The 23,108-nt window shown below is 70.8% G+C and carries 23 protein-coding genes; 15 read left to right on the forward strand and 8 right to left on the reverse strand.

From position 1 onward, the window contains the following. Positions 1 to 159 precede the first annotated feature (159 nt). Complete coding sequence (locus OIB37_RS22810; protein WP_330461935.1) at positions 160 to 948, forward strand: alpha/beta hydrolase; 789 nt, start codon at positions 160 to 162, stop codon at positions 946 to 948. A gap of 26 nt (positions 949 to 974) precedes the next feature. Then, on the forward strand, positions 975 to 1,511 hold the full coding sequence (locus OIB37_RS22815; RefSeq protein WP_330459453.1) for a hypothetical protein: 537 nt from the start codon (positions 975 to 977) through the stop codon (positions 1,509 to 1,511). A gap of 66 nt (positions 1,512 to 1,577) precedes the next feature. Here the strand turns inward: OIB37_RS22815 and OIB37_RS22820 are convergent, their stop codons facing one another. Next, positions 1,578 to 2,234 carry a class I SAM-dependent methyltransferase gene (locus tag OIB37_RS22820; RefSeq protein WP_330459454.1) on the reverse strand — a complete coding sequence of 219 codons (657 nt, stop codon included), beginning with the start codon at positions 2,232 to 2,234 and terminating at the stop codon, positions 1,578 to 1,580. A 281-nt stretch (positions 2,235 to 2,515) separates the two neighbouring features. Between OIB37_RS22820 and OIB37_RS22825 the strand changes: the two genes are divergently transcribed. The 9 genes from OIB37_RS22825 to OIB37_RS22865 all read left to right on the forward strand — a co-directional run bounded on the left by OIB37_RS22825 (position 2,516) and on the right by OIB37_RS22865 (position 13,316). Next, complete coding sequence (locus OIB37_RS22825) at positions 2,516 to 3,742, forward strand: amidohydrolase (RefSeq protein ID WP_330459455.1); 1,227 nt, start codon at positions 2,516 to 2,518, stop codon at positions 3,740 to 3,742. A gap of 459 nt (positions 3,743 to 4,201) precedes the next feature. Then, on the forward strand, positions 4,202 to 5,272 hold the full coding sequence (locus tag OIB37_RS22830; protein ID WP_330461936.1) for a BMP family lipoprotein: 1,071 nt from the start codon (positions 4,202 to 4,204) through the stop codon (positions 5,270 to 5,272). A gap of 320 nt (positions 5,273 to 5,592) precedes the next feature. Further along, a complete protein-coding gene (locus tag OIB37_RS22835; protein ID WP_330459456.1) occupies positions 5,593 to 6,636 on the forward strand; it encodes a BMP family lipoprotein in 1,044 nt (347 codons plus the stop codon). Between the two features lie 284 nt (positions 6,637 to 6,920). Beyond that, on the forward strand, positions 6,921 to 8,492 hold the full coding sequence (locus OIB37_RS22840) for an ABC transporter ATP-binding protein (RefSeq protein WP_330459457.1): 1,572 nt from the start codon (positions 6,921 to 6,923) through the stop codon (positions 8,490 to 8,492). After that, positions 8,489 to 9,616, forward strand: coding sequence for an ABC transporter permease (locus OIB37_RS22845; RefSeq protein ID WP_330459458.1), 1,128 nt, complete (start codon positions 8,489 to 8,491; stop codon positions 9,614 to 9,616). Before OIB37_RS22840 ends, OIB37_RS22845 begins: the two co-directional genes overlap by 4 nt. Further along, the gene (locus OIB37_RS22850) at positions 9,613 to 10,875 is read left to right on the forward strand and encodes an ABC transporter permease (RefSeq protein ID WP_330459459.1); all 1,263 of its coding nucleotides are present in this window, start codon (positions 9,613 to 9,615) and stop codon (positions 10,873 to 10,875) included. The genes OIB37_RS22845 and OIB37_RS22850 overlap by 4 nt, the downstream gene beginning before the upstream one ends. Next, positions 10,872 to 11,285 carry a cytidine deaminase gene (locus OIB37_RS22855; protein WP_330459460.1) on the forward strand — a complete coding sequence of 138 codons (414 nt, stop codon included), beginning with the start codon at positions 10,872 to 10,874 and terminating at the stop codon, positions 11,283 to 11,285. The genes OIB37_RS22850 and OIB37_RS22855 overlap by 4 nt, the downstream gene beginning before the upstream one ends. 68 nt (positions 11,286 to 11,353) lie before the next feature. Further along, positions 11,354 to 12,637, forward strand: coding sequence for a thymidine phosphorylase (locus tag OIB37_RS22860; protein WP_330459461.1), 1,284 nt, complete (start codon positions 11,354 to 11,356; stop codon positions 12,635 to 12,637). Between the two features lie 94 nt (positions 12,638 to 12,731). Further along, the gene (locus OIB37_RS22865) at positions 12,732 to 13,316 is read left to right on the forward strand and encodes a Uma2 family endonuclease (protein WP_330459462.1); all 585 of its coding nucleotides are present in this window, start codon (positions 12,732 to 12,734) and stop codon (positions 13,314 to 13,316) included. Positions 13,317 to 13,323: 7 nt separating this feature from the next. Here the strand turns inward: OIB37_RS22865 and OIB37_RS22870 are convergent, their stop codons facing one another. Beyond that, positions 13,324 to 14,244: an AEC family transporter gene (locus tag OIB37_RS22870; protein WP_330459463.1), complete on the reverse strand. Its 921-nt coding sequence runs from the start codon at positions 14,242 to 14,244 to the stop codon at positions 13,324 to 13,326. A 68-nt stretch (positions 14,245 to 14,312) separates the two neighbouring features. Between OIB37_RS22870 and OIB37_RS22875 the strand changes: the two genes are divergently transcribed. Further along, positions 14,313 to 14,699 carry an STAS domain-containing protein gene (locus tag OIB37_RS22875; RefSeq protein ID WP_330459464.1) on the forward strand — a complete coding sequence of 129 codons (387 nt, stop codon included), beginning with the start codon at positions 14,313 to 14,315 and terminating at the stop codon, positions 14,697 to 14,699. On the opposite strand, the gene OIB37_RS22880 is transcribed toward OIB37_RS22875, so the two are convergent. The 3 genes from OIB37_RS22880 to OIB37_RS22890 all read right to left on the reverse strand — a co-directional run bounded on the left by OIB37_RS22880 (position 14,610) and on the right by OIB37_RS22890 (position 18,181). After that, positions 14,610 to 15,596 (reverse strand): sigma-70 family RNA polymerase sigma factor, encoded by a 987-nt coding sequence (locus OIB37_RS22880; protein ID WP_330459465.1) that lies wholly within the window; start codon positions 15,594 to 15,596, stop codon positions 14,610 to 14,612. The genes OIB37_RS22875 and OIB37_RS22880 overlap by 90 nt on opposite strands. Positions 15,597 to 15,704: 108 nt before the next feature. Then, positions 15,705 to 16,853 carry a DNA polymerase III subunit beta gene (gene dnaN, locus OIB37_RS22885; RefSeq protein ID WP_330459466.1) on the reverse strand — a complete coding sequence of 383 codons (1,149 nt, stop codon included), beginning with the start codon at positions 16,851 to 16,853 and terminating at the stop codon, positions 15,705 to 15,707. Between the two features lie 116 nt (positions 16,854 to 16,969). Next, entirely contained in the window at positions 16,970 to 18,181 is a 1,212-nt protein-coding gene (locus OIB37_RS22890) for an MFS transporter (protein WP_330461937.1), read from the reverse strand. A 327-nt stretch (positions 18,182 to 18,508) separates the two neighbouring features. On the opposite strand from OIB37_RS22890, the gene OIB37_RS22895 reads away from it, so the two are divergent. Then, a complete protein-coding gene (locus OIB37_RS22895; RefSeq protein WP_330459467.1) occupies positions 18,509 to 19,459 on the forward strand; it encodes a LysR family transcriptional regulator in 951 nt (316 codons plus the stop codon). Positions 19,460 to 19,496: 37 nt separating this feature from the next. Here OIB37_RS22895 and OIB37_RS22900 read toward each other — a convergent pair whose 3' ends face one another. Beyond that, the gene (locus tag OIB37_RS22900; RefSeq protein ID WP_330459468.1) at positions 19,497 to 20,261 is read right to left on the reverse strand and encodes an alpha/beta hydrolase; all 765 of its coding nucleotides are present in this window, start codon (positions 20,259 to 20,261) and stop codon (positions 19,497 to 19,499) included. Positions 20,262 to 20,393: 132 nt separating this feature from the next. Between OIB37_RS22900 and OIB37_RS22905 the strand changes: the two genes are divergently transcribed. Then, complete coding sequence (locus OIB37_RS22905) at positions 20,394 to 21,581, forward strand: adenosine deaminase (protein WP_330459469.1); 1,188 nt, start codon at positions 20,394 to 20,396, stop codon at positions 21,579 to 21,581. Positions 21,582 to 21,730: 149 nt separating this feature from the next. Further along, the gene (locus OIB37_RS22910; protein ID WP_330459470.1) at positions 21,731 to 22,057 is read left to right on the forward strand and encodes an ATP-binding protein; all 327 of its coding nucleotides are present in this window, start codon (positions 21,731 to 21,733) and stop codon (positions 22,055 to 22,057) included. 154 nt (positions 22,058 to 22,211) lie between these two features. On the opposite strand, the gene OIB37_RS22915 is transcribed toward OIB37_RS22910, so the two are convergent. Next, the gene (locus tag OIB37_RS22915) at positions 22,212 to 22,415 is read right to left on the reverse strand and encodes a PspC domain-containing protein (RefSeq protein ID WP_330459471.1); all 204 of its coding nucleotides are present in this window, start codon (positions 22,413 to 22,415) and stop codon (positions 22,212 to 22,214) included. Positions 22,416 to 22,510: 95 nt separating this feature from the next. Continuing rightward, on the reverse strand, positions 22,511 to 23,074 hold the full coding sequence (locus OIB37_RS22920; RefSeq protein ID WP_330459472.1) for a VanZ family protein: 564 nt from the start codon (positions 23,072 to 23,074) through the stop codon (positions 22,511 to 22,513). Positions 23,075 to 23,108 lie beyond the last annotated feature (34 nt).

Raw genomic sequence — 23,108 nt, forward strand, 5'->3', positions numbered from 1 at the left:
CAGCGGTTGGAGTTGGACTCGATACCGAAGCCGCCGGCCAACGAATGGACATGGATCACCGCAGGCGAGTATCCGGTCAGGGTGCACACGGATGAATGGATGGAGTGGAACAAGAAGTATGGTGATCGGCGCGAATACCTCACCAAATCGCTCCAGGGTATGAGTGCGATCCAGAAGCGCTTCGACTCGACGGGCATCAAGGGCCTGCCAGAAGCGTACCTGCTGGGATTTAATACCGAAGGGGACGGTCGTGCGATCGTCGCCAACGGAAATCCGGACACTGCGGATCATCAGGCAGTCTATGTTCCGGGTACGGAGTCGGACCTGAGCAGTATGGGCGGCAGTATCGACCGAATGACCAAGGTTTGGCGCGCGGCCCACGACCAAGCCGACGGGAAGTCCGTTTCCACGATCAGTTGGCTCGGATATGACGCACCCGACGACGTCTACAAGGATGCACCTTTTGAGCATTACGCATACGATGGTGCGCCGCAGTTCAACAGGTTCCTGGACGGACTCGAAGCGTCACATTCCGGAGATTCGGAACCGCACCGTACGGTGATCGGACATTCGTACGGGACAACTCTTGTTGGTGCCGCGGCTCAGACGGGGACTCTCAACGCCGACGATGTGGTCTTCGCGGGAAGTCCTGGCGTCAAGGTGTCCGGCGCCGACGAGATGGATGTTCCCAAGGGGCATGTCTGGAACGAGGAGGCTGATGGGGACGTGGTCCCTGACATCGGCCGCTGGGGCCATGGGGGTGACGGCTTCGTCATCCCCAGCGACCCCGAATTCGGAGCCAACGAGATGACCACGGACACCGAAGGACACAGTGGTTACTGGGATGACGGTTCCACGAGCCTGAAGAATCAGGCCATGGTGGTGGTGGGCAAGGGCGATGACGTGGCGTTGAAACCGCCGCCCGACGCCTGGGCACATGCGAGGTAGGTCCGACATGAATAGGGCGCGATGACATGAAAACCAAATCGGGCGCCTCCGCCCTCGCGATTTTGCTCACCCTCGCTACGCTCACTGGATGCGGCATGACTGACTCTGAGAAGTCTTCCGAAAAGAAACCGCTCGCCGGCACGAGTACCTCGCGTGATGTTTCCGATGCGGTCGAGAAGGTGTCCAGTGGCATCTACGACCTGATCGGGGTTCAGGGGAAAGCGTCCGACAGTCGCCCGGGAGTTGATCAATGTTCGGGCAGGAGTCGGGAAAAGTACTTTCGGATCTTTCATCCGTGGAGCTTCTATCCCGCCTCGGCGGGAGATCTCGACGAAGCGATGAAGCGACTCAAGGAGGAGTTGCCGAAGAACGGATGGAAGATCGTTGAGTACGGTCCGGACACCAGCAGGAACAAGAACATCAACCTGACTGCCGACAACGACGAGAAGAAGGTGGGCGTGAACATCGTTCAAATGTCGAAGAACGACCCGCCGAAGCTGAGCCTGATGGTCGTGTCGGGGTGTTACGAAGTCCCGGACGGCCAAGAGGTCGAGCACTTCTAGGCCGGGCCGTGGCCGACGGGCCGCGCCCACCAGCACGGGGCCCGATCGCAGCGAATTCGTTCGCTGTCACTCCGGCTTCCTGGCCAGTACGAACGCCCGTGGCCGGGACTCCTCGCCCTCCGGTTCGCGGTACACCCTGGCCACCGGCCGCAGGCCCGCCTTCGTGAGGAGGGCGGTCATCTGGTCCGGGGTGCGCATGTAGTAGTCGAGGTCGATCTCGTGGCCGAAGCGTTCGGCGAGGTGGAGGTGGGCCGTGTCGGGGCCGGACTGGAAGGCGAGGAGGACGGGGGCGCCGGGGACCAGGGTGCGGTGGAACTCGGCGAAGGCCTCGGGCAGCCGGTCGTCGGGGACGTGGATCGTGGAGTAGAGGGCGAGGATGCCGCCCAGGGTGGCGTCCGCCAGGTCCAGGGACGTCATCGAGCCCACGTGGAAGCGCAGCCCGGGGTGCGCCTCGCGGGCCAGGGTCACCATGGCGGGGGAGAGGTCGACCCCGAAGGCCGGGACGCCGAGCTCGCGCAGGCGGGCGGTGACGTAGCCGGGCCCGCTGCCGAGGTCGGCCACGGGGGCGGTGCTGTTCGCCGTGACCAGCTCGGCGAAGGCGTTGATCAGCGTGCGGTCCAGGGGATGGACGAGGCCGCTCGGGTGGCTTGCCGTGTACTCCTTGGCGATCGCGTCGTAGGAGGAGCGGGTGGTCTGCAGGAATGCCGCGTTCGTGTCGCTCACGCCGCCGCACCCTACCGGCGGGGAGCGGCCCGCAGGGGCCCTGCGCGGACGGCCGACGGGACCCGGTCCGTGGGCGGCCGGCGGCATCCGGTCCGTGGACACGCCGAGCGGGAGGCGGGGAGGCGTGGTATCCGTGGAGGGAGAAAGAAGGGTTTTACCCATCAGAGTCCACCGCCATGCGTCCGACGGTCAGATTTTCTTCCCCTAACGGGCTGAACTTTTGTTGATCGAGGGTCAGTTGACCGGTCGGGCGTCCTACCCTTCAGAGGGTGAACCAAGTGATGTCCCGAGAGACCGAGGCCGACCTCCCCGGGGACGTGCTCCCCGGCGTGCTCAGCGAGTCCCTGCACGCCGAACTCGTCGCGTTCCGCCGCGATCTGCACATGCACCCCGAGCTGGGCAACCAGGAGTTCCGTACGACCGCCGCGATCAAGGAGCGGCTGGAGCGGGCCGGGCTGCGCCCCCGTGTCCTGGCCACCGGAACCGGGCTCGTCTGCGACATCGGGCTCGCCGAGGGCGAGCGGCCGTCCGTACCGCTGCTGGCCCTGCGGGCCGACATCGACGGCCTGCCCATCCCGGACACCAAGAGCGACTGCCCCTACCGGTCGACCGTGCCCGACCGCGCCCACGCCTGCGGCCACGACGTGCACACCAGCGTGGTGCTCGGTGCCGGTCTGGTCCTCGCGGCCCTGCACGAGAAGGGGCTGCTGCCCCGGCCGGTGCGGCTGCTCTTCCAGCCCGCCGAGGAGGTGCTGCCCGGCGGTGCCCTGGTCGCCATCGGGGACGGCGTGCTCGACGGGGTCGGCCGTATCCTCGCCGTGCACTGCGACCCCAGGGTCGACGCCGGCCGGATCGGGCTGCGGCACGGCCCCATCACCAGCGCCTGCGACCTCCTGGAGGTCGCCCTCGCCGGGCCCGGCGGCCACACCGCCCGCCCCCACCTCACCACCGACCTGGTCACCGCCGCGGCCCGCGTGGCCACCGACGTGCCCGCGCTGATCGCCCGGCGCGTGGACACCCGGGGCGGGCTCGCCCTGACCTGGGGCCGGATCGAGTCGGGCCACGCCCCGAACGTCGTCCCGCAGCACGCCGAACTGTCCGGCACCGTCCGCTGCCTGGACCTGGACGCCTGGCGCGAGGCGCCCGACGTCGTGCACGCGGCCGTCGACGAGGTCGCCACGCTGCACCGGGCCAAGTCGGAGATCACCTACGTGCGGGGCGTGCCGCCCGTCGTCAACGACCGAGAGTCCACCGATCTGCTGCGCAGGGCGATGACCGCCCGCCGGGGCGCGGACTCCGTCGAGGGCACCGAGCAGAGCCTGGGCGGCGAGGACTTCTCCTGGTACCTGGAACACGTGTCCGGGGCCATGGCCCGCCTCGGGGTGCGCAGGCCCGGTGAGCGCACGGTGCGCGACCTGCACCAGGGCGACTTCGACGCCGACGAGCACGCCATCACGGTCGGCGTGGAACTGTTCACGGCGGCGGCACTGCTGGACGACCTCGGCTAGACCCCCCGGGCCTCCCCCTCCGGTCCTCCCCCTCCGGGCCTCCCCCTCCGGCCCCCGGGCCGGGCCTGCTCCGACCGGCGCATCCGCGAGTCCGGCGGCGACAGGCGGAAGCGGTCGCCGGGGGCCGCCGTCGATTTCCAGCCGCCCCGGCCCTCCGGCCGGCGCGCCGCCGAGCGGTGTCGAGAGGCGCCGAGAGGCATGCGGGCAGCGGGAGTCGGCGACCGACGCCCCGTAACCTGCCACGTTCCGTGTGCCTTTGCCGCACTTGTCACCCCCGTCCGCCGCGGCCAGCGCGTGAACGGGGTCCGGCGGCGGCACGGTTCGATAACGGCCAGCCGAAACCCCGTTCCCCTGCCCTTCTACGCGCGTTACTGTGCGCCGGAATCGCTGCGGTAACGGCGAGTTGGGGATGCGGACCGGTGACGGTGCCGTGGGGATGGAGGGTTTGCTGTGCGTCTGATCTCTTCGAGGACGAGTTTGTCCCGGGTCGCGGTGGCCGCGACCGTCGTCGCGCTCGCCGCGACCGGTTGCGGAGGCTCCAGCAAGGACGCCGCGAAGGACTCCGGCAAGTCCGCCAAGTCCGGGACGTACTCCGGCAAGGGCATCGGCCTCGCGTACGACATCGGCGGCAAGGGCGACCAGTCCTTCAACGACGCCGCGTACGCCGGTCTCCAGAAGGCCGAGACGGAGTTCAAGATCGGCGCCCGCGACATCGAGCCGCAGGACGGCGAGTCCAGCGCCGACAAGGTGCAGCGCCTGGAGCAGCTCGCGCAGGCGGGCTACAACCCGGTCATCGGCGTCGGCTTCGTCTACGCGGACGCGGTCAAGGACGTCGCCGCGAAGTTCCCGAAGACCACCTTCGGCATCATCGACGACGAGCAGAACAAGGCGCCGAACGTCGCCGACATGGTCTTCCACGAGGAGCAGGCCTCCTACCTGGCGGGCGTCGCCGCGGCCAAGGCCACCAAGAAGCACCACATCGGCTTCATCGGCGGCGTGAACATCCCGCTGATCCACAAGTTCGAGGCGGGCTTCGTCCAGGGCGCGCAGTCGATCGACCCGAAGATCAAGATCGAGAAGCAGTACCTGACCCAGACGCCCCAGGAGGGCGGCTTCGCCAGCCCGGACAAGGGCAAGGACGCGGCCAGCGGCCAGATCGACGCGGGCGCCGACGTCCTGTACCACGCGGCCGGCCTGTCCGGTCAGGGCGTGATCTCCGAGGCCGCGTCCAAGAAGGTGTGGGTCATCGGTGTCGACTCCGACCAGTACGCGCAGTCCTCGCTCTCCGCGTACAAGGACTACATCCTGGGCTCGGCGCTGAAGAACGTCGGCGGCGCGGTCTACGACCTGGTGAAGTCGGTGTACGAGGGCAAGCCCAAGACCGGTGTGGTGCGCGGCGGCCTGGACAACGACGGCGTCGGCTTCGCGGACAGCAACCCGAAGTACAAGGCGATGAAGGACGTCGTCGACGCGGTCGACAAGGCCAAGCAGGACATCGTCTCCGGCAAGGTGACCGTCAACATCAAGTGATCTTCTGAGTTCGGCCACACAGAGCCGCGGGGGTGAAGTGCGACTTCACCCCCGCGGCTCTGTGCGGCCGCGAGGAGGGCCGGGAGCGCCTCCCGGCTCCCCAGCCGCCCCCCGGGGTGTGCGGGCGCCAGGAGCGCAAATTACTGTTGCCATCCGCGGGGCCTCCCTCCTGGTGACAAGTCCGCGGCCACCTGGTGACAAGTCCGCGGCCACAGGTCGATAACGGACCGGACAGATGGGGTTTTCCGGAACGTCTACGCGCGTTACGCTGCCGCGGAACCAGCGCCTGGTTGGGCGCGTGCACAAAGGAGTCCAGTTCCATGCGTCGGGTGTACCGAATAGCGGTTGCGGGCGTTGCGACCGCTACCCTTGCCGTTGCCGTGACCGCCTGTGGCGGTTCGTCCACCAGCGCCTCCGGCGGTAGCGCGTCCCAGGGCATCGGCCTGGCCTACGACGTCGGCGGCAAGGGCGACCAGTCCTTCAACGACGCCGCGTACGCGGGTCTCCAGAAGGCCGACAGCACGTTCAAGTACAAGAGCCGTGACGTCGAGCCGCAGGACGGCGAGTCGGACGCCGACAAGGTGCAGCGTCTGGAGCAGCTCGCCAAGTCCGGCTACAACCCGGTGATCGGTGTCGGCTTCGTCTACGCGAGTGCCGTCAAGGAGGTCGCGGCGAAGTACCCGAAGATCACCTTCGGCATCATCGACGACGAGCAGGACAAGGCCGCGAACGTGGCCGACATGGTCTTCCACGAGGAGCAGGCCTCCTACCTGGCGGGCGTCGCCGCGGCCAAGGCCACGAAGAAGAACCACATCGGCTTCATCGGCGGCGTGGACAACCCCCTCATCCACAAGTTCGAGGCCGGTTACGTCCAGGGCGCGCAGTCGATCAACCCGAAGATCAAGATCGAGAAGCAGTTCCTGACGCAGACCGCGCAGGAGGGTGGCTTCTCCAGCCCGGACAAGGGCAAGGACGCCGCCGAGGGCCAGATCGACTCGGGCGCCGACGTGGTCTACGCCGCCGCCGGCCTGTCGGGCCAGGGCGTCATCCAGGCCGCCGCCGCGCACAAGGTGTGGGCCATCGGCGTCGACTCCGACCAGTACAAGCAGGCCGCGCTGGCCCAGTACAAGGACTCGATCCTGACCTCGGCCACCAAGGACGTCGCCGGCGCGGTCTTCAACCTCGCCAAGTCGGTGCACGACAAGAAGCCGGCCACCGGTGTCGTCCGCGCCAGCCTCGCCACCGGCGGTGTCGGCCTCGCCGACTCCAACCCGGCCTTCAAGAACAACGCCGGCATCCAGGCCGCGCTGAAGAAGGCCGAGGCGGCCATCAAGGACGGCTCGGTCGTCGTCAAGACCTCCTGACCGAGGTCGGGATTCCGGCCAAGGTCAAGGTGTCATAACCAGACGTCGAAACCATGGCCAACGGCAGCGCTGCAATGGCAGCGTGAGAGGCCACGGAACGGGGTGCGGGGAAGATCGACCCCCGCGCCCCGTTCGCGCGACACAACGCTCGGCGCAGATCGATCTTGATCCGGCCGGGCATTATTTGAAGCAGGGGCGCTACGCGCATAGATAGGCCCCTTTTCCAAGGAGAGTGCGCCATCGACGCGTCCAGTAGCCCTCCGCTCACCGCACACCCGACCGCGGTGGAGCTCGCGGGTATCACCAAGCGGTTCCCCGGTGTCGTCGCCAACCACGACATCCACCTCACCGTCCGCACCGGCACCGTGCACGCCCTCGTCGGCGAGAACGGCGCCGGCAAGTCCACGCTGATGAAGATCCTCTACGGCATGCAGAAGCCGGACGAGGGCACGATCACCGTCGCCGGCGAGCAGGTCACCTTCTCGACGCCCGGCGACGCCATCGCGCGCGGCATCGGCATGGTCCACCAGCACTTCATGCTCGCCGACAACCTCACGGTCCTGGAGAACGTGGTGCTGGGCAGCGAGAAGCTGCACGGCATCGGTGGCGCGGCCCGCAAGAAGATCCGCGAGATATCCGACCGGTACGGGCTGAACGTACGCCCCGACGACCTGGTCGAGAACCTCGGTGTGGCCGAGCGCCAGCGCGTCGAGATCCTCAAGGTCCTCTTCCGCGGCGCCCGCACCCTCATCCTCGACGAGCCGACCGCCGTGCTCGTGCCGCAGGAGGTCGACGCGCTCTTCGACAACCTGCGCGAGCTGAAGGCCGAGGGCCTGTCGGTCATCTTCATCTCCCACAAGCTGGGCGAGGTCCTCTCGGTCGCCGACGACATCACCGTCATCCGCCGCGGTACGACGGTCGGTACGGCCGTACCCGCCGAGACCACCCCGCGCCAGCTCGCCGAGATGATGGTCGGCAGCGAGCTGCCCACCCCGGAGACCGCCGAGTCCACCGTGACGGACCGGGCCGTGATCGAGGTCAGGGACCTGACCGTGTACGCCGGAGGCGCCACGGCCCAGACGGGCGGCGAGGCCAAGCGCGTCCTGGACGACGTCACCTTCACCATCCACGCCGGCGAGGTCATGGGCATCGCGGGCGTCGAGGGCAACGGCCAGACCGAGCTGATCGATGCGCTGATCGGCCTCAAGCACGCCGACTCCGGCGCCATCCACTTCCTGGGCGAGGACATCACCCCCTGGCCCACCCGCAAGCGCCGCGAGCAGGGCGTCGGCTACATCCCCGAGGACCGCCACCGCCAGGGCCTGCTCCTGGAGGCCCCCCTCTGGGAGAACCGCATCCTCGGCCACGTCACCGAGCAGCCCAACGCCAAGGGCTTCTGGCTGAACCCGAAGGGCGCCCAGGAGGACACCCGCCGGATCGTCGCCGAGTACGACGTCCGCACCCCCGGCATCGACGTCACCGCCGCCTCCCTGTCCGGCGGCAACCAGCAGAAGCTGATCTTCGGCCGGGAGATGAGCCACCACCCGAAGTTCCTGATCGCCGCCCACCCCACCCGCGGTGTGGACGTCGGCGCGCAGGCGCAGATCTGGGACCGCATCCGCGAGGCCCGCCGCGAGGGCCTGGCCGTGCTGCTGATCTCGGCCGACCTGGACGAGCTGATCGGCCTGTCGGACACCCTGCGCGTGATCTACGACGGCAGGCTGGTCGCCGACGCCGATCCCGCCACCATCACCCCGGAGGAGCTCGGGTCGGCCATGACCGGTGCCGCGTCCGGTCACCTGGAGCACGTAGAAGAGAGCGCGGCGCTGGCCGCCCAGGAGGACGAGGCCCGATGAAGAAGTTCGACAAGGAGCGCGTGCTCCTCGCGGTGGCCGGCCCGGTCATCGCGCTCGTCGCGGCGATCGCACTGACCTCGGTCGTGCTGCTCGCCTCGGGCAAGAACCCGTTCGAGCCCTACCAGCTGATGCTGCAGCAGGCCGCGTTCTCGGACGTCCAGGTGCTGATCGTCAACCAGGCGTCGATGTACTACCTGGCTGCGATCGCCGTCGCCATCGGCTTCCGGATGAACCTGTTCAACATCGGCGTCGACGGCCAGTACCGCCTCGGCGCGACGATGGTCGCCGTGGTCGGCGCGCACCTGGCGCTCCCCGCCGTGCTGCAGATCCCCGTACTGCTGCTCGTCGGCGCGCTCACCGGTGCCCTCTGGTCCGGTGTCGCGGGCGTCCTGAAGGTCACCCGCGGCGTCAGCGAGGTCGTCGCGACGATCATGCTGAACGCGATCGCCGCCAGCCTCATCGGCTACCTGACCGCCTCCAACGTCTGGGGCGTGCAGGTCGGCAACAACAGCACCACCGGCATCATGAAGAAGTCCGGCTGGGTCCCCGGCATCGACCTGGGCCCGGAGATCGGCGAGATCTACGGCCTCGTCTTCCTCGCCGTCCTCATGGGCGTCGGCTACTGGATCGTCCTCAACCGCACCCGCTTCGGCTTCGACCTGCGCGCCACCGGCGAGTCGGAGTCCGCCGCCGCGGCCTCCGGCGTCGACGCCAAGCGCATGGTGCTCACCGCCATGCTGATCTCCGGAGCCATCGCGGGCGTCTCCGGCCTGCCGCTCCTGCTGGGCGACGCGCACACCTACAGCCTGAGCTTCCCGGCGGGCCTCGGCTACACCGCCATCGGCATCGCCCTGCTCGGCCGCAACAACCCCGGCGGCATCGCCGTCGCCGCGCTGCTGTGGGCCTTCCTCGACAAGGCGTCTCCGGCCCTCGACTACGCGACCCCGGTGGCGTACGACAAGGAGATCGCCACGATCATGCAGGGCCTGATCGTCTTCGCGGTCGTCATCTCGTACGCGGCCGTACGCCAGTGGGGCCTGCGCCGCCAGCAGAAGCGGGTCGGTGCGGAACTCGCCGCCGAGGCCGCCAACAACGCCACGAAGAAGGAGGTGGCGGCCGCATGACCACCGCGACCGTCGCGAAGCCGCAGACGCAGGCGCCCGCCAAGGGCGGCCGCCGTCTCACCCTCCCGGTACTCCTGCTGATCGTCGCGGGCGTGCTGATCCTCACCTCGGCCGTCCGCCTGATCAGCGGTGCCGACGGCATCACCTCGACCGGCCAGATGTCCACCGCCCTGCGCCTCGCCGTGCCGATCGGCCTCGCGGGCCTCGGCGGCCTGTGGGCCGAGCGGGCCGGCGTCGTCAACATCGGCCTCGAAGGCATGATGATCCTGGGCACCTGGTTCGGCGCCTGGGCGGGCTACCAGTGGGGCCCGTGGGCCGGTATCGCCTTCGGTATCCTCGGCGGCGTCCTCGGCGCCGTGCTGCACGCCATCGCCACCGTGACCTTCAACGTCAACCACATCGTCTCCGGTGTGGCCCTCAACATCCTGGCGCTGGGCACCACCCGCTACCTGTCGAAGTTCACCTTCGCCGACGCCCCGGGGGGCTCCACCAAGCAGTCCCCGCCGATCGACTCGCTGGGCACCTTCGACATCCCGGGCCTGTCGCACTGGCTGGACACGCTCAACGAGAAGCACTGGTTCCTGGTCTCGGACATCGCCGGCCTGCTCGGCGGCCTGGTCACCGACCTGTCCCCGCTGACCGTGATCGCCGTGGCCCTCGTCCCCGCCAGCTGGTGGGTGCTGTGGCGCACGGCCTTCGGCCTGCGGCTGCGCTCCTGCGGCGAGAACCCGGTGGCCGCCGAGTCCCTCGGCGTCAACGTGTACAAGTACAAGTACCTCGCCGTGATCATCTCGGGCGGCTTCGCCGGTCTGGGCGGCGCGTTCCTGTCGATCGTCGCCTCCAACGTGTACCTCGACGGCCAGACGGCCGGCCGCGGCTACATCGGTCTCGCCGCGATGATCTTCGGCAACTGGATGCCGGGCGGCCTCGCCCTCGGCGCGGGCCTGTTCGGCTACACCGACAGCCTCAACCTGCGCGGCGGCGGCACCAACGTCCACGCGCTGATCCTGCTCCTCGCGGTCCTGCTGGTGTTCGGCGTGGTCTACCTCGCGTGGAAGAAGCGCGTGGTCTCCGCGGCGGTCACCGCCGCGGTCGCGGCCCTGATGTTCGTCTGGTACCTGACCACCGACGAGGTCCCGCAGCAGCTCGTGAGCGCCACGCCGTACATCGTGACGCTGCTCGTCCTGTCGTTCTCCGCGCAGCGGCTGCGGATGCCGAAGGCGGACGGCCTGCCCTACCGGAAGGGACAGGGCAAGTGACCGCCTCCGACGCGGGCTGCGCGGCCTTCGACTGGGACGGCCTGCGGGAGATCGCGCGGGACGCCATGTCCCACGCGTACGCCCCCTACTCCGGCTACCCGGTGGGCGCCGCGGCCCTCGTCGACGACGGCCGGACGGTCTCCGGCTGCAACGTCGAGAACGCCTCCTACGGTCTCGGCCTGTGCGCCGAGTGCGGTCTGGTCTCCCAGCTGCAGACCACCGGGGGCGGCCGGCTGACGCACTTCACCTGCGTCGACGGCCGGGGTGAGATCCTGGTCCCGTGCGGCCGCTGCCGCCAGCTGCTGTACGAGTTCGGCGGGCCCGCCCTGCTGCTGGAAACTCCCGAGGGCGTCCTGGCGCTCTCCGAGATGCTGCCCCAGGCCTTCGGGCCCGAGCATCTCACCAAGTAACTCACCGTACGGCCCCCCTGACCCGATCAGGGGGGCCGTACGGCTTCGCACAACCCGGAAGGAAAGCCATGGCCATGGACGCCATCTCCGTCATCCGTACCAAGCGGGACCGCGGTGAGCTGACCGACGAGCAGATCGACTGGGTCATCGACGCGTACACCCGCGGCGAGGTCGCCGACTACCAGATGGCCGCCCTCAACATGGCGATCCTGCTCAACGGCATGGACCGCCGCGAGATCGCCCGCTGGACGGCGGCCATGATCGCCTCCGGCGAGCGCATGGACTTCTCGTCGCTGTCCCGCCCGACCGCCGACAAGCACTCCACCGGCGGTGTCGGCGACAAGATCACCCTCCCGCTCGCCCCGCTCGTCGCGGCCTGCGGCGCGGCCGTGCCGCAGCTCTCCGGCCGGGGCCTCGGCCACACCGGCGGCACCCTGGACAAGCTGGAGTCGATCCCCGGCTGGCGCGCGCTGCTCTCCAACGAGGAGATGCTGTCCGTGCTGGACGGCGTCGGCGCCGTGATCTGCGCGGCCGGCGACGGCCTGGCCCCCGCCGACAAGAAGCTGTACGCCCTGCGCGACGTGACCGGCACGGTCGAGGCGATCCCGCTGATCGCGTCCTCGATCATGTCGAAGAAGATCGCCGAGGGCACCGGCTCCCTGGTCCTGGACGTGAAGGTCGGCTCCGGCGCCTTCATGAAGACGATCGAGGACGCCCGCGAGCTGGCCTCCACGATGGTCGGACTCGGCACCGACCACGGCGTGAAGACCGTCGCGCTCCTCACCGACATGTCCACCCCGCTCGGCCTCACGGCGGGCAACGCCCTGGAGGTCCGCGAGTCGGTCGAGGTCCTGGCCGGCGGCGGCCCGGCGGACGTCGTGGAGCTGACCATCGCCCTGGCGCGCGAGATGCTCGACGCGGCCGGCATCAAGGACGCCGACCCGGCCAAGGCCCTCGCCGACGGCTCGGCGATGGACGTCTGGCGCCGCATGATCGCCGCCCAGGGCGGTGACCCGGACGCCGCGCTGCCCACCTCCAGGGAGCAGCACGTCGTCAGGGCCACGTCCACCGGCGTCCTGACCCGTCTCGACGCCTACGACATCGGCATCGGCGCCTGGCGCCTGGGCGCCGGCCGCGCCCGCAAGGAGGACCCGGTGCAGGCGGCGGCGGGCATCGAGATGCACGCCAAGCCGGGCGACACCGTGACCGAGGGCCAGCCCCTGCTCACCCTCCACACGGACACGCCCGAGCGCTTCGGCTACGCCCTGGAGGCGGTCGAGGGCTCGTACGACATCGCCGCCCCGGGCACGGACTTCACCGCGTCGCCGGTGGTGCTGGAGCGCATCGCCTGATCAGGGGACTTCTTCGTTCGAGTGAACGGGACCGGTGGACCCCCCCGGTCCCGTTCGTCATGCTGGGATCGGTGACGCACCGATCGGAGACCCCATGAGCGGACTCACCGTGAGCCAGGACCCCGACCGGACCTGGGACGACCTCGTCCGGTTCTGGGAGGAGACGGACTGGCCCGAGGGCAGCAAGGTGGAGATCATCGAGGGGATCATCACCGTGTCGCCTTCACCCGCGTACCGCCACAACGTCATCGCGGCACGCATCCAGCGTCGCCTCTACTCTGTGATTCCCGAAGACTGGGAGGTATTCCAGACCCTGTCCGTCGCCGTACCCTCCCGTCTGGGCATGTTCATCCCCGACCTGGTCGTGACGCCGGTACTGGAACGCCCCGAGGCCGACTCGCACATCCCGGCCGCCCTCGCCGAACTCGTGGTCGAGGTGACCTCCAGATCCAACGCCCGGCACGATCGCGTCAGCAAGCCCGCCGCGTACGCCAGCGCAGGAATTCCGCTCTACCTGCTCGTGGACCGCTGGGCCCCGGGTGGCCCCACTGTGACGCTCTACGGTGAGCCGAAGGGCGACGTCTACCGGGTGCTGAGCGCCGCGAAGTTCGGCGACGTCATCAACCTTCCCGAGCCGTTCGGTGTCTCGGTCGACACCGGCGAGTTCCCCGTCGACTGACCCCGGGTCAGCCCAGGACCGCCGCCACCCCCACCAGCACCGGCACGGACACGACCGTCGACAGCAGGATCGACTCGCGGGCCAGGGTCTCGGCGACGCCGTAGCGGCTGGCGTAGGTGAAGAGGTTCTGGGCGGCGGGAAGGGCGGAGGTGACCACCACGTCCAGCAGCGGGGCGCCGTGCAGGCCGAAGACGCAGCGGGCCAGCAGCCATGCCACCAGCGGCTGGCCCACCGACTTCAACGCCACCGACAGCAGGACCGGTTCACGGTCGCGCCCCCGGCCGGGGGCCGCGCTGCCGCGCAGGGACATCCCGAACGTGAGCAGGGCCGCCGGGACGGACATGCCGCCGATCAGGGTGAGGGGGTTCAGCAGCGGCCCGGGGATCCGCCAGCCGGCCGCCGACACCACCACCCCGCACAGCGAGGCCACCGCGATCGGGTTGCGCAGCGGTGTCAGCAGGCGCTGCCACGGGGTTCCCTTCTCGCCCGTGCCCGACAGGTCCAGGACCGTCAGGGCGACCGGGGTGACCAGGACGACCTGGAACAGCAGCACCGGGGCCACCAGGGACGCGTCGCCCAGTACGTACGCCGCGATCGGGATCCCGAGGTTTCCCGAGTTGACGTAACCGGAGCACAGGGCGCCGATCGTCGTACGGCCCGTGCCCCACCGCCGCACCACGCTGACCAGGACGAAGAGTCCCGCGACCGCCGCCGTGCTCAGCGCCGTCACCAGCAGCCGGGCCGAGAACAGCACCGACAGGTCCGCCTTCGCCAGCATCGTGAAGAGCAGCGCCGGGCCCGCCACCGAGAACGCCAGCCTCGTCAGCACCTCGGCGCCCTGCTCGCCGAGCGACCCGCGCCGCCCGAGCAGATACCCCACCCCGATGACGACGGCGATCACCGCGAACCCGCTCAGTACCCCCTGCACAGGGCCCAACCCTCGCCGGGAGTGGGGGAGCCGGTCAATGTGATCTCCGTCGGGAGCGGCGCGCCGCGATGAGTTCCGCGCGTCCCGGCCGTCTACCGCACGTGGACGCCGACACACCCGCCGTGCTCATGCTGGCCGGCCCCGTCACCCGGGACGAGGTGACGGGGCTGTGCGACGACGTGCGGGCGCTGCTGGAGGTCAGCGGGGCCGGGATCGTCGTGTGCGACGTGGGCGGCCTCGGACCGCCGGGGCTTGGGGCCGTCGAACTGCTGGCCCGGCTGAAGCTGGCCGCCCGCCGGGCCGGCGGCGGGATACGGCTGCGGGGGCCGGACCCCGCACTGCTTGCCCTTCTCGATCTCGTCGGACTACCCGTCGAGGTGGAGGGGCAGCCCGAACAGCGGGAACAGGCGCTGGGTGTCGAGGAAGAAGTGGAACCCGGTCAGGCGCCCGTCTGAGATCTCCAGGGCCTGGATCGACCACGGCGACAGGCCGCCCTTCTCCGGGTCCGGCTTGTAGTGGGCGAAGCCCGGCAGGCCGTTCACCTCCACCGGCAGCAGGCGCGAGCCCGCGCACTCGTGGCCGATCGACATCATGAAGCCCGTGATGTCGGCGGCGCCGGTCAGCCACATCTCGAACGGCGGCATCGTCATGATGGCGTCCTCGTGCAGCAACGCCGTCAGCGCCGTCATGTCGTACCCCTCGAACGCCGCCACATAGCGTTCCAGCAGCTTGCGTTGCTCCTCGTCCAGCGGGTCGGACACCGCCGCCCGCGCGCCCTTGTCGTCCCGCTCGGCGAGCGTGGCCCGGGCCCGCTGGAGCGCGCTGTTGACCGAGGCGACCGAGGTGTCCAGCAGCTCCGCGACCTCGCTCGCCTTCCAGGCCAGCACCTCGCGCAGGATCAGCACCACCCGCTGCTTGGGCGGCAGCTGCTGCAGCGCGGCCATGAACGCCAGCCGCACCGACTCCTTGGCCACCGCAGCCTCCGCCGGGTCGCCGAGCGCCGGCAGCACACGGGCGTCCGGCATCGGCTCCAGCCATGTGTCCTCCGGACGCGGCGACAGCGCGTACTGGGCCAGCGGCGTGGCCTGCGACAGGTCCACCGGCCGCGCCCGCTTGCTGCCCGCCGACAGCATGTCCAGGCACACGTTCGTCGCGATCCGGTACAGCCAGGAGCGCAGGCTGGAGCGGCCCTCGAACTTCTCGTAGCTCCGCCAGGCCCGCACCAGGGTGTCCTGCACCGCGTCCTCGGCCTCGAACGAGGAGCCGAGCATGCGGTAGCAGTACCCGGTCAGTTCGGTCCGGTACTTCTCCAGTACGACGTCCAGGTCCGCCGTCGCCGTGCCGTTGCCCATCGTCCACCCACCCCTGTGGCCGTTCCGTAAGCGCTCCGTCGCGCCCCAGCACCCCGGAAGCTACCGCAGCCCACCGGCCGTGGCCCCCGGAGTGCGAAAAAGCCGAACTCAGACCAGTTGTTTCACCGACATGAGCAGATGCCGGTGCGCATCGGCACCCGCACCCCCGCCGAGCAGCACCCGCTGCCCCGCTCCCAGCAGCTCCATCCGCAGCCCGGCCCCCTCGAAGGAGTTCAGCGCGTCGAGCAGATACGCCGGGTTGAAGGCCACCGTGACGTCCCCGGCGCCGCGCAGCACCGCCGGCAGCCGCTGCGCCGCCACGTCGTCCCCGTCCCCGGCCCGCACCAGCAGCGAGCCGTCACCCGCCGAGAACTCCAGCCGTACCGGGCTGTTCGCCTCCGCCACGACCGCCACCCTGCGCACGGCCTCCGTCAGTGCCTCGCACTCCACCTCGGCGACCGCCGCCCCGGTCAGCTCGAAGAGCGACCCGTATCCCGGCAGCCGTCCTTCCAGCCGCCGCAGCACCGTCCGCGTCCGCCCGCCCGTGAAGCCGACCGTGCCCGCCCCGCCCCGGGGTGTCCCCCCGGCGGGTTCGAGCCCGATGCTTACGGTCCCGCAGCGGGCCAGCGACCGCGCCACCTCCAGCAGCCGCCGCGCGGGCAGCAGCACCTCCACCGGCGCGTCCGTCGCCGCGTCCACCGACGCTTCGGGCTTCCACTCCAGGTGCCGCACCGCGTAGCGGTAGCGGTCGGACGCCGAGAGGATCATCTCCGTGCCGGCCAGGCGCAGCTGGATCCCGGTGAGGGCCGGCAGCGTGTCGTCCCGGCCGGCCGCCACGGCCACCTGTCCGACGGCCGCGGCGAACGCCGCCGCGTCCACCACGCCGTACCCCGGGGGTGCCTCGGGCAGCGCCGGATACTCCTCGTACGGCAGTGTCGACAGCCCGAACCGGGTGCCTCCCGCCTCCACCGTGAACCGCGAGCCCTCCAGCACACAGTTCACCGGACCCTCGGGCAGCACCCGGCAGATGTCCAGCAGCCGGCGCCCCAGGACCAGGACCCGGCCGGGCACCGCCACCTCCGCGTCGGTCTCGACCCGGGCCGCCGTCTCGAAGTCGAACCCCGCCACCGCGAGCCGCCCGTCCCCGGCCGTCAGCACCAGCCCGCCCAGCACGGGCAGCGGCGAGCGCCCCGGCAGCGCCCGCGCCGCCCACGCCACCGCCTCCGCGAGATCCCCGCGCGCGATCCGGAACTCCATGACGACAAACCCCCTGCTCGACCGTCCAGTTGACCGGCGGACACTATCCGCGGCCACTGACAACGGGCCTTGAGCAGGGGGTTTGCGGTGAGCGGGAGGGTGGGGGAGAGGGTGGGTCAGTGGGCGGGGGCCGGGGCCGGGGCGCGGCGGGTGGCGATCCGGGCCGCGCGGGAGCCGAGCACCGTGAGGGTGACGACGCCGAGGATCGCGAGGACGCCGACGCCGACCGTGCCGGTCCAGCCGTTCGCGTGGAAGGCCATCGCGCCCACCGTGCTGCCGACGCTGGAGCCGATGTAGTAGGCGGACTGGTAGAGGGCCGAGGCCTGGGCCCGGCCGTGGACCGCCGTCTTGCTGACCGCCGAGGAGGCGACCGCGTGGCCCGCGAAGAAACCGGCCGTGATCAGCACCAGGCCCAGCAGGACCAGCGGGAGGGAGTCGGCCAGGGAGACCAGCAGGCCCGTGGCCGTCATACCGCCGGCCAGGTACAGCGCGCCCCGGCGGCCGAGCCGGCCCACCAGACGGCCGGCCGTGGAGGCGGACACCGTACCGACCAGGTACACCAGGAAGATCGAGCCGACGATGCCCTGCGGGAGCGAGAAGGGCCCTTCCGTGAGGCGGTAGCCGATGACCGTGTACACGCCGCCGAACACCGTCATGAAGAGGGCGCCGATCGCGTACAGGCGGCGCAGCAGCGGGTCGGCGAGGTGGCCGCGGACCGTGCGGGCCAGGACGCGGGGGCGCAGCGAGCCCGGCGCGAAGTGCTTCGGCGCCGGCAGCAGCAGCCGGAACGCCACCGCGCAGGCCACCGCGATCACGCCGATGACACCGACCGAGACCCGCCAGCCCCACTCCTGTGCGACCCAGCCGGTGATCACCCGGCCGCTCATCCCGCCGACGCTGTTGCCCGCCACGAACAGGCCGATCGCCGTGACCAGCGCCTTCGGCCGGACCTCCTCGGCCAGATAGGCCGTCGCCGAGGCCGGCAGGCCGGCCAGCGCCGCGCCCTGCACCGCCCGCAGCACCACCAGCGTGCCGATCGACGGCGCGAACGGCACCAGCAGGCCGACGCCCACCGCGACCGCCAGCGAGGCCGTCATCACCGTACGGCGGCCGAAGCGCTCGGACAGGGCGCTCATCGGCAGCACGAACAGCGCCAGACCGCCGGTCGCGGCCGCCACCGTCCAGCTCGCCTCGCTCGCCGGCACTCCGAACTCCCCGGAGATCAACGGCAGCAGGGCCTGGGTGGAGTACAGGAGCGCGAAGGTCGCGACACCGGCGAGGAAGAGGGCGAAGCTCATCCGGCGGTAGCCGGGGCCGCCCGGGGTCATCCGGGAGTCGGCGGAGGAAGGTGCCGAGGAAGCCGAGGAAGCCGAGGGAGCCGAGGGAGCCGAGGAAACGGGGGAAGCCGAGGAAACGGGGGAAGCCGAGGAAGCGGGGGAGACCTCGGTGAGCGAGGAGACGCGGGAGACGGCGGGGGCGGGGCCGCGGGAGGCGCGGGTGGCGCGGGTGGCGCGGGAGCCGTGCGAGTCGTGCGTGGGGACGGACAGGACGGCGCCCACCTGCGTGGACGCCCCGGTACTGGCGGGAGACATGCTTCGACGCTACGTACGCCCACGCTGATCCGTCCAATGCATGGAACGTCCATAATCGTTCCCATGGTGCATCAGCAGAGGTCACAGGCGCGGCTGTCACCGTCCGGTGACACAGAAGACATGGCGCTCTCGCTCGCGCCCCGCCTCGCCTACTTCGCGGGAGTGGCCCGCACGGAGCACGTCACCCGGGCCGCGCACGAGATGAACGTGCCCCAGTCGACCCTCTCGCGCGCGATGGCCCGCCTGGAGCAGGACCTGGGCGTCGACCTCTTCGCCCGCCACGGCCGCACGGTCTCTCTCACCCCCGCCGGGCGTACCTTCCTCGCCTCCGTGGAGCGCGCCCTCGCCGAGATCGAGCGGGCCGCCGAGGAGGTGCGCGCCGACGCCGACCCGGCCACCGGCAAGGTCGCCTTCGGCTTTCTGCACACCATGGGCCCCGAGACCGTACCGGGACTCCTGCACGCCTTCCGCGCCGATCACCCGCGCATCCGCTTCAGCCTCGTGCAGAACTACGGCGAGGCGATGCTGGAGCGGCTGCGGGCGGGCGAGCTGGACCTGTGTCTGACCTCTCCCGTCCCCGACGCCCCCGACCTGGTGGCCCGCCGTCTCGACGAGCAGAAGCTCCGTCTCGTCGTGCCCGCCGACCACCCCCTCGCCGGCCGCCGCCGCATCCGCCTGGCCGAGGCAGCCGACGAAACCTTCGTCACCCTGGAGCCCGGCTACGGCCTGCGCCGCATCACCGACGACCTGTGCAGCCAGGCGGGCTTCCGCCCGAGGGTCGCCTTCGAGGGCGAGGAGACGGAGACCCTGCGGGGCCTGGTGGCGGCGGGCCTGGGCGTGGCCCTGCTGCCCCCGCCGACCGTCGCGCGCCCGGGGGTGGTGGAACTGACGGTCACGGCCCCGCGGGCGGTCCGCGAGATCGGCGTGGCATGGCTGGCCGACCGCCCGGACACCCCGCCGGTGGCGGCCTTCAAGAAGTTCCTGCTGTCGAGGAGGGGAAACCTGCTCCCCTGAGGGGCGCCGCGCGGCCGCCCGCTCCCCGCGGACCGGGTCAGACCCGGCGCAGGGACTTCCCGAATCCCGAGGCCAGCGGCATCCGCAGCCCTATGGGCGGCGGCGCGGCCAGCGCGTCCCCCACGGGCCGGGACACCACGCTGCCGAACAGCGCGCCCATCACGAAGTCCACGGCCAGGCTCAGGACTTCGTCCCGGTGCTGGTGCAACCCGTGCCCGTCGGAGTGGACTTCGAAGCGGCACACCTCACGGTTCACCTTCTTCGCGCGGGCGGCCAGCCGGAAGGACAGCTCGGGGTCGGCGCGTTCGTCGTTCGTGCCGTGCACGATCAGCACGCGGCGCCCGACCAGCTGCTTGACCGGTTCGGCGGCAGCGGCGACGTCCTCCTCGGGCAGCCAGGGGGCCAGTGCGACAACGGAGTTGACCGCCTCGTGGCCGCCGGCGCGCAGCGCGGCCCGCCCGCCCATGTCCAGCCCGACGAGGCACACGGGAACATCGCCGTACCGCCGTACGACCTCGTCGGCGGCCCAGGTCGCGTCCCCCGCCAGATGGGCCTCGGCGCCGTTCCAGCCCCGGTAGCGGTAGTGGACGGTGTGGACGGCCAGCCCCTCCGCCCGGCCCGCGCGAGCGAACCTGCGGCCGAGGGCGCGGACGAGGGCCGGTGTCAGCAGCGGGGACGGTCTGCGGGCCGAGGTCTCCTCGCCGCCGGGGAGCAGCAGCACCGCTCCGCTCACCGCCCCCGCACCGGGGCCGACCGCCTTGCCCAGCCCGGCCGTTCGGACCGGTGTCGCTTGCTGTCGCATGACAGAACAGTGTCAGAAGGGGCGGTGATCGAAACCCGTCCAGGCGGTCACCGTTGGGTATCGACGGCCAACGCGCCCCCGTGTCGTGGCGAACGGCGGGATCTCTACGCGCGTAGGCGCTACAGTGCCGAAATGACGAGCCAGACCGCACCGACCGGGACCGTCCCGACGAATGCCGCGGCGACCGTTCCCACGCCGGACCAGATCCGCCGGGCGCCCAAAGTTCTGCTGCACGATCATCTCGACGGCGGGCTGCGCCCCGGTACCGTCGCCGAACTGGCCCGGGAGAGCGGGTACTCGGGGCTTCCCGAGACCGACCCCGACAAGCTGGGCCTGTGGTTCCAGGAGGCCGCCGACTCCGGTTCGCTGGAACGCTATCTGGAGACCTTCGCGCACACCGTCGCCGTGATGCAGACCCGCGAGGCGCTGGTGAGGGTCGCCCGCGAGTGTGCCGAGGACCTCGCCGAGGACGGGGTCGTCTACGCCGAGGTGCGGTACGCGCCCGAACAGCATCTCGAGGGCGGGCTGAGCCTGGAAGAGGTCGTCGAGGCGGTCAACGAGGGGTTCCGGCAGGGGGAGCGGCTCGCCCGGGAGGGCGGCCGGCGCATCCGGGTCGGCGCGCTCCTGACCGCCATGCGGCACGCGGCCCGCTCCCTGGAGATCGCCGAACTCGCCAACCGCCACCGGGACTCGGGTGTCGTCGGCTTCGACATCGCCGGCGCCGAGGCCGGCCACCCGCCCACCCGGCACCTGGACGCCTTCGAGTACCTCAAGCGGGAGAACAACCACTTCACCATCCACGCCGGCGAGGCGTTCGGGCTGCCGTCCATCTGGCAGGCGCTCCAGTGGTGCGGCGCCGACCGGCTCGGGCACGGGGTGCGGATCATCGACGACATCGAGGTCGACGAGGACGGTTCGGTCCGGCTCGGGCGGCTGGCGTCGTACGTCCGGGACAAGCGCATCCCGCTGGAGCTGTGCCCGAGCTCCAATCTGCAGACCGGGGCGGTGACGTCGTACGCCGGGCATCCGATCGGGCTGCTGCGGCGGCTGCATTTCCGGGTGACGGTCAACACGGACAACAGGCTGATGTCGCACACGAGCATGAGCCAGGAATTCGAGCATCTCGTCGACGCGTTCGCTTATACGCTCGACGACCTGCAGTGGTTCTCCGTCAATGCGATGAAATCAGCGTTCATTCCTTTCGATGAACGACTCGCGATGATCAATGACGTCATCAAGCCCGGATATGCCGAGCTGAAATCCGAATGGCTGTTCCGGCAGACCGCCTCCACCAGCGGTTCTTCCGAAACGGCGGGGTAGGGGCGGCGCGTTCGGGGTGCGGAATGCGGACAGGCTTTCACGGGTCGTCCGCATTTCGGTGTTTGCGGCGGGCGGCTCGGCATGTTTACGGTCGTGGACCGCTCAGATCCTCCGCGATCGCTGTCTCCGTTTCCAAGGACGCATTTATCATGAAGCAGTCTGCTGCCAAGACCCTCGGTGTCGCCGCCCTCGGTGCCGCTTTCGCCGCCGTCGGCGCGGGCGCGGCCCACGCGGCCCCGGCCGTCCCGGATGCCACGACCGCCCTGGACTCCGTCGCCCAGACCCTGCCGGGCGCCGGCGAGGCCCTCACCCAGGGGCAGGGCGCCCTCGGTGCCGGGGTGGCCGCCGCTCAGCCGGCCGTCCAGAAGGTTCTGGCCCAGGGCCCGACCGCGCCGGTCGCCGGGCTGCTCGGCGGTCTGCCGCTGAAGGGCCTGCCCACGCACGGCGTGCCGGTGAACGGGATCCCGCTCGGCTGACGTCGCCGCACGGATCGACGCCGCGGGGGCGCACCCGGACGCCCCGGGAGCGCCCCGGCGGCGTCTCGCGCGCCGACCGCCGGCCACGCCGGTCGTCTCGCGCGCCGGCCGTCGGGCGCGCCAGTTGCCTTGCCGGGCACGCCGGCCGTCGGGCTCACCGGGCGGCGGCGCGCACCTTGTCCTCGGACGGCAGCACGATCCACAGCGCGAGGTAGAGCAGGAACTGGGGTCCGGGGAGCAGGCAGGAGAGCAGGAATATCACCCGCATCGTCGTGGCGGAGACGCCGCAGCGGCGGGCCAGCGCGGCGCACACTCCGCCGATCATGCGGCCGTGGGTGGGGCGGGCAAGGGCGGTCATGGTCGCTCCTCCGTGGTCGCCGGCTCCTTCGTGAAGTGAGCCGGGCTGTTGTCTCTCTCCCACGGTACGGAGACGAAGGGGGACGAAGCGTCGCTCTACGGGGCGATCCCGACCCTGGGAATCGTCGGGGTACGCCCCTGAGACAGCTCCTCCTGAACGCCGGCCGTCTGCCCGGCCGCGCCATGACACCGCGCCCCGCGCCGCCGCAGCCACGCCCGCCCCGCCGGTACGACGGCCAGGTGGGCCAGCGCCACGCCCACGGTGTTCAGCAGCAGCGAGTCCACGTCCACGACCCGGCCGGGTACCCCGGTCTGCAGCAGGGCGATGCCCAGCGAGATCAGGGCGCCCGCCGCCACCGTACGCGTCAGGGACGCGAGCGGGGACACGGCGAGCCTGCCGTCGGCCATCGGCAGCAGCACGCCCAGCGGCGCGAGCAGCGCCAGCCCCTCACCGAGGGGGCGCACCGCCGCCGGCCAGCCCAGCGCCAGATCGGCGCGGACACCGGCCAGCGGACGCAGGTTGGCGGGCATCACCCAGGGGACGTCCAGAGGCCGCAGCATCAGCCATGCGACGAGCCCGAGATGGGCGACGAGGAGGACACCCCCGGTCACACGGATGCGGATCGCGGCGCTGCCGCCGATGGAGCCTTGATGCTGCACGCCCCCCAAGACGCGCCCCCGTGCGCGATCGGTT

The organism is Streptomyces sp. NBC_00820, assembly GCF_036347055.1.
Lineage (GTDB): Bacteria > Actinomycetota > Actinomycetes > Streptomycetales > Streptomycetaceae > Streptomyces.

What these genes read in the sequence shown, in the direction of transcription:
- OIB37_RS22810 (WP_330461935.1), top strand. Translation starts at nt 160, where the DNA reads ATGAGTGCGATCCAGAAGCGCTTCGACTCGACGGGCATCAAGGGCCTG.
- OIB37_RS22815 (WP_330459453.1), top strand. Translation starts at nt 975, where the DNA reads ATGAAAACCAAATCGGGCGCCTCCGCCCTCGCGATTTTGCTCACCCTC.
- OIB37_RS22825 (WP_330459455.1), top strand. Translation starts at nt 2,516, where the DNA reads ATGTCCCGAGAGACCGAGGCCGACCTCCCCGGGGACGTGCTCCCCGGC.
- OIB37_RS22835 (WP_330459456.1), top strand. Translation starts at nt 5,593, where the DNA reads ATGCGTCGGGTGTACCGAATAGCGGTTGCGGGCGTTGCGACCGCTACC.
- OIB37_RS22845 (WP_330459458.1), top strand. Translation starts at nt 8,489, where the DNA reads ATGAAGAAGTTCGACAAGGAGCGCGTGCTCCTCGCGGTGGCCGGCCCG.
- OIB37_RS22850 (WP_330459459.1), top strand. Translation starts at nt 9,613, where the DNA reads ATGACCACCGCGACCGTCGCGAAGCCGCAGACGCAGGCGCCCGCCAAG.
- OIB37_RS22860 (WP_330459461.1), top strand. Translation starts at nt 11,354, where the DNA reads ATGGCCATGGACGCCATCTCCGTCATCCGTACCAAGCGGGACCGCGGT.
- OIB37_RS22865 (WP_330459462.1), top strand. Translation starts at nt 12,732, where the DNA reads ATGAGCGGACTCACCGTGAGCCAGGACCCCGACCGGACCTGGGACGAC.
- OIB37_RS22875 (WP_330459464.1), top strand. Translation starts at nt 14,313, where the DNA reads ATGAGTTCCGCGCGTCCCGGCCGTCTACCGCACGTGGACGCCGACACA.
- OIB37_RS22880 (WP_330459465.1), bottom strand. Translation starts at nt 15,596, where the DNA reads ATGGGCAACGGCACGGCGACGGCGGACCTGGACGTCGTACTGGAGAAG.
- dnaN (WP_330459466.1), bottom strand. Translation starts at nt 16,853, where the DNA reads ATGGAGTTCCGGATCGCGCGCGGGGATCTCGCGGAGGCGGTGGCGTGG.
- OIB37_RS22890 (WP_330461937.1), bottom strand. Translation starts at nt 18,181, where the DNA reads ATGACCCCGGGCGGCCCCGGCTACCGCCGGATGAGCTTCGCCCTCTTC.
- OIB37_RS22895 (WP_330459467.1), top strand. Translation starts at nt 18,509, where the DNA reads ATGGTGCATCAGCAGAGGTCACAGGCGCGGCTGTCACCGTCCGGTGAC.
- OIB37_RS22900 (WP_330459468.1), bottom strand. Translation starts at nt 20,261, where the DNA reads ATGCGACAGCAAGCGACACCGGTCCGAACGGCCGGGCTGGGCAAGGCG.
- OIB37_RS22905 (WP_330459469.1), top strand. Translation starts at nt 20,394, where the DNA reads ATGACGAGCCAGACCGCACCGACCGGGACCGTCCCGACGAATGCCGCG.
- OIB37_RS22910 (WP_330459470.1), top strand. Translation starts at nt 21,731, where the DNA reads ATGAAGCAGTCTGCTGCCAAGACCCTCGGTGTCGCCGCCCTCGGTGCC.
- OIB37_RS22915 (WP_330459471.1), bottom strand. Translation starts at nt 22,415, where the DNA reads ATGACCGCCCTTGCCCGCCCCACCCACGGCCGCATGATCGGCGGAGTG.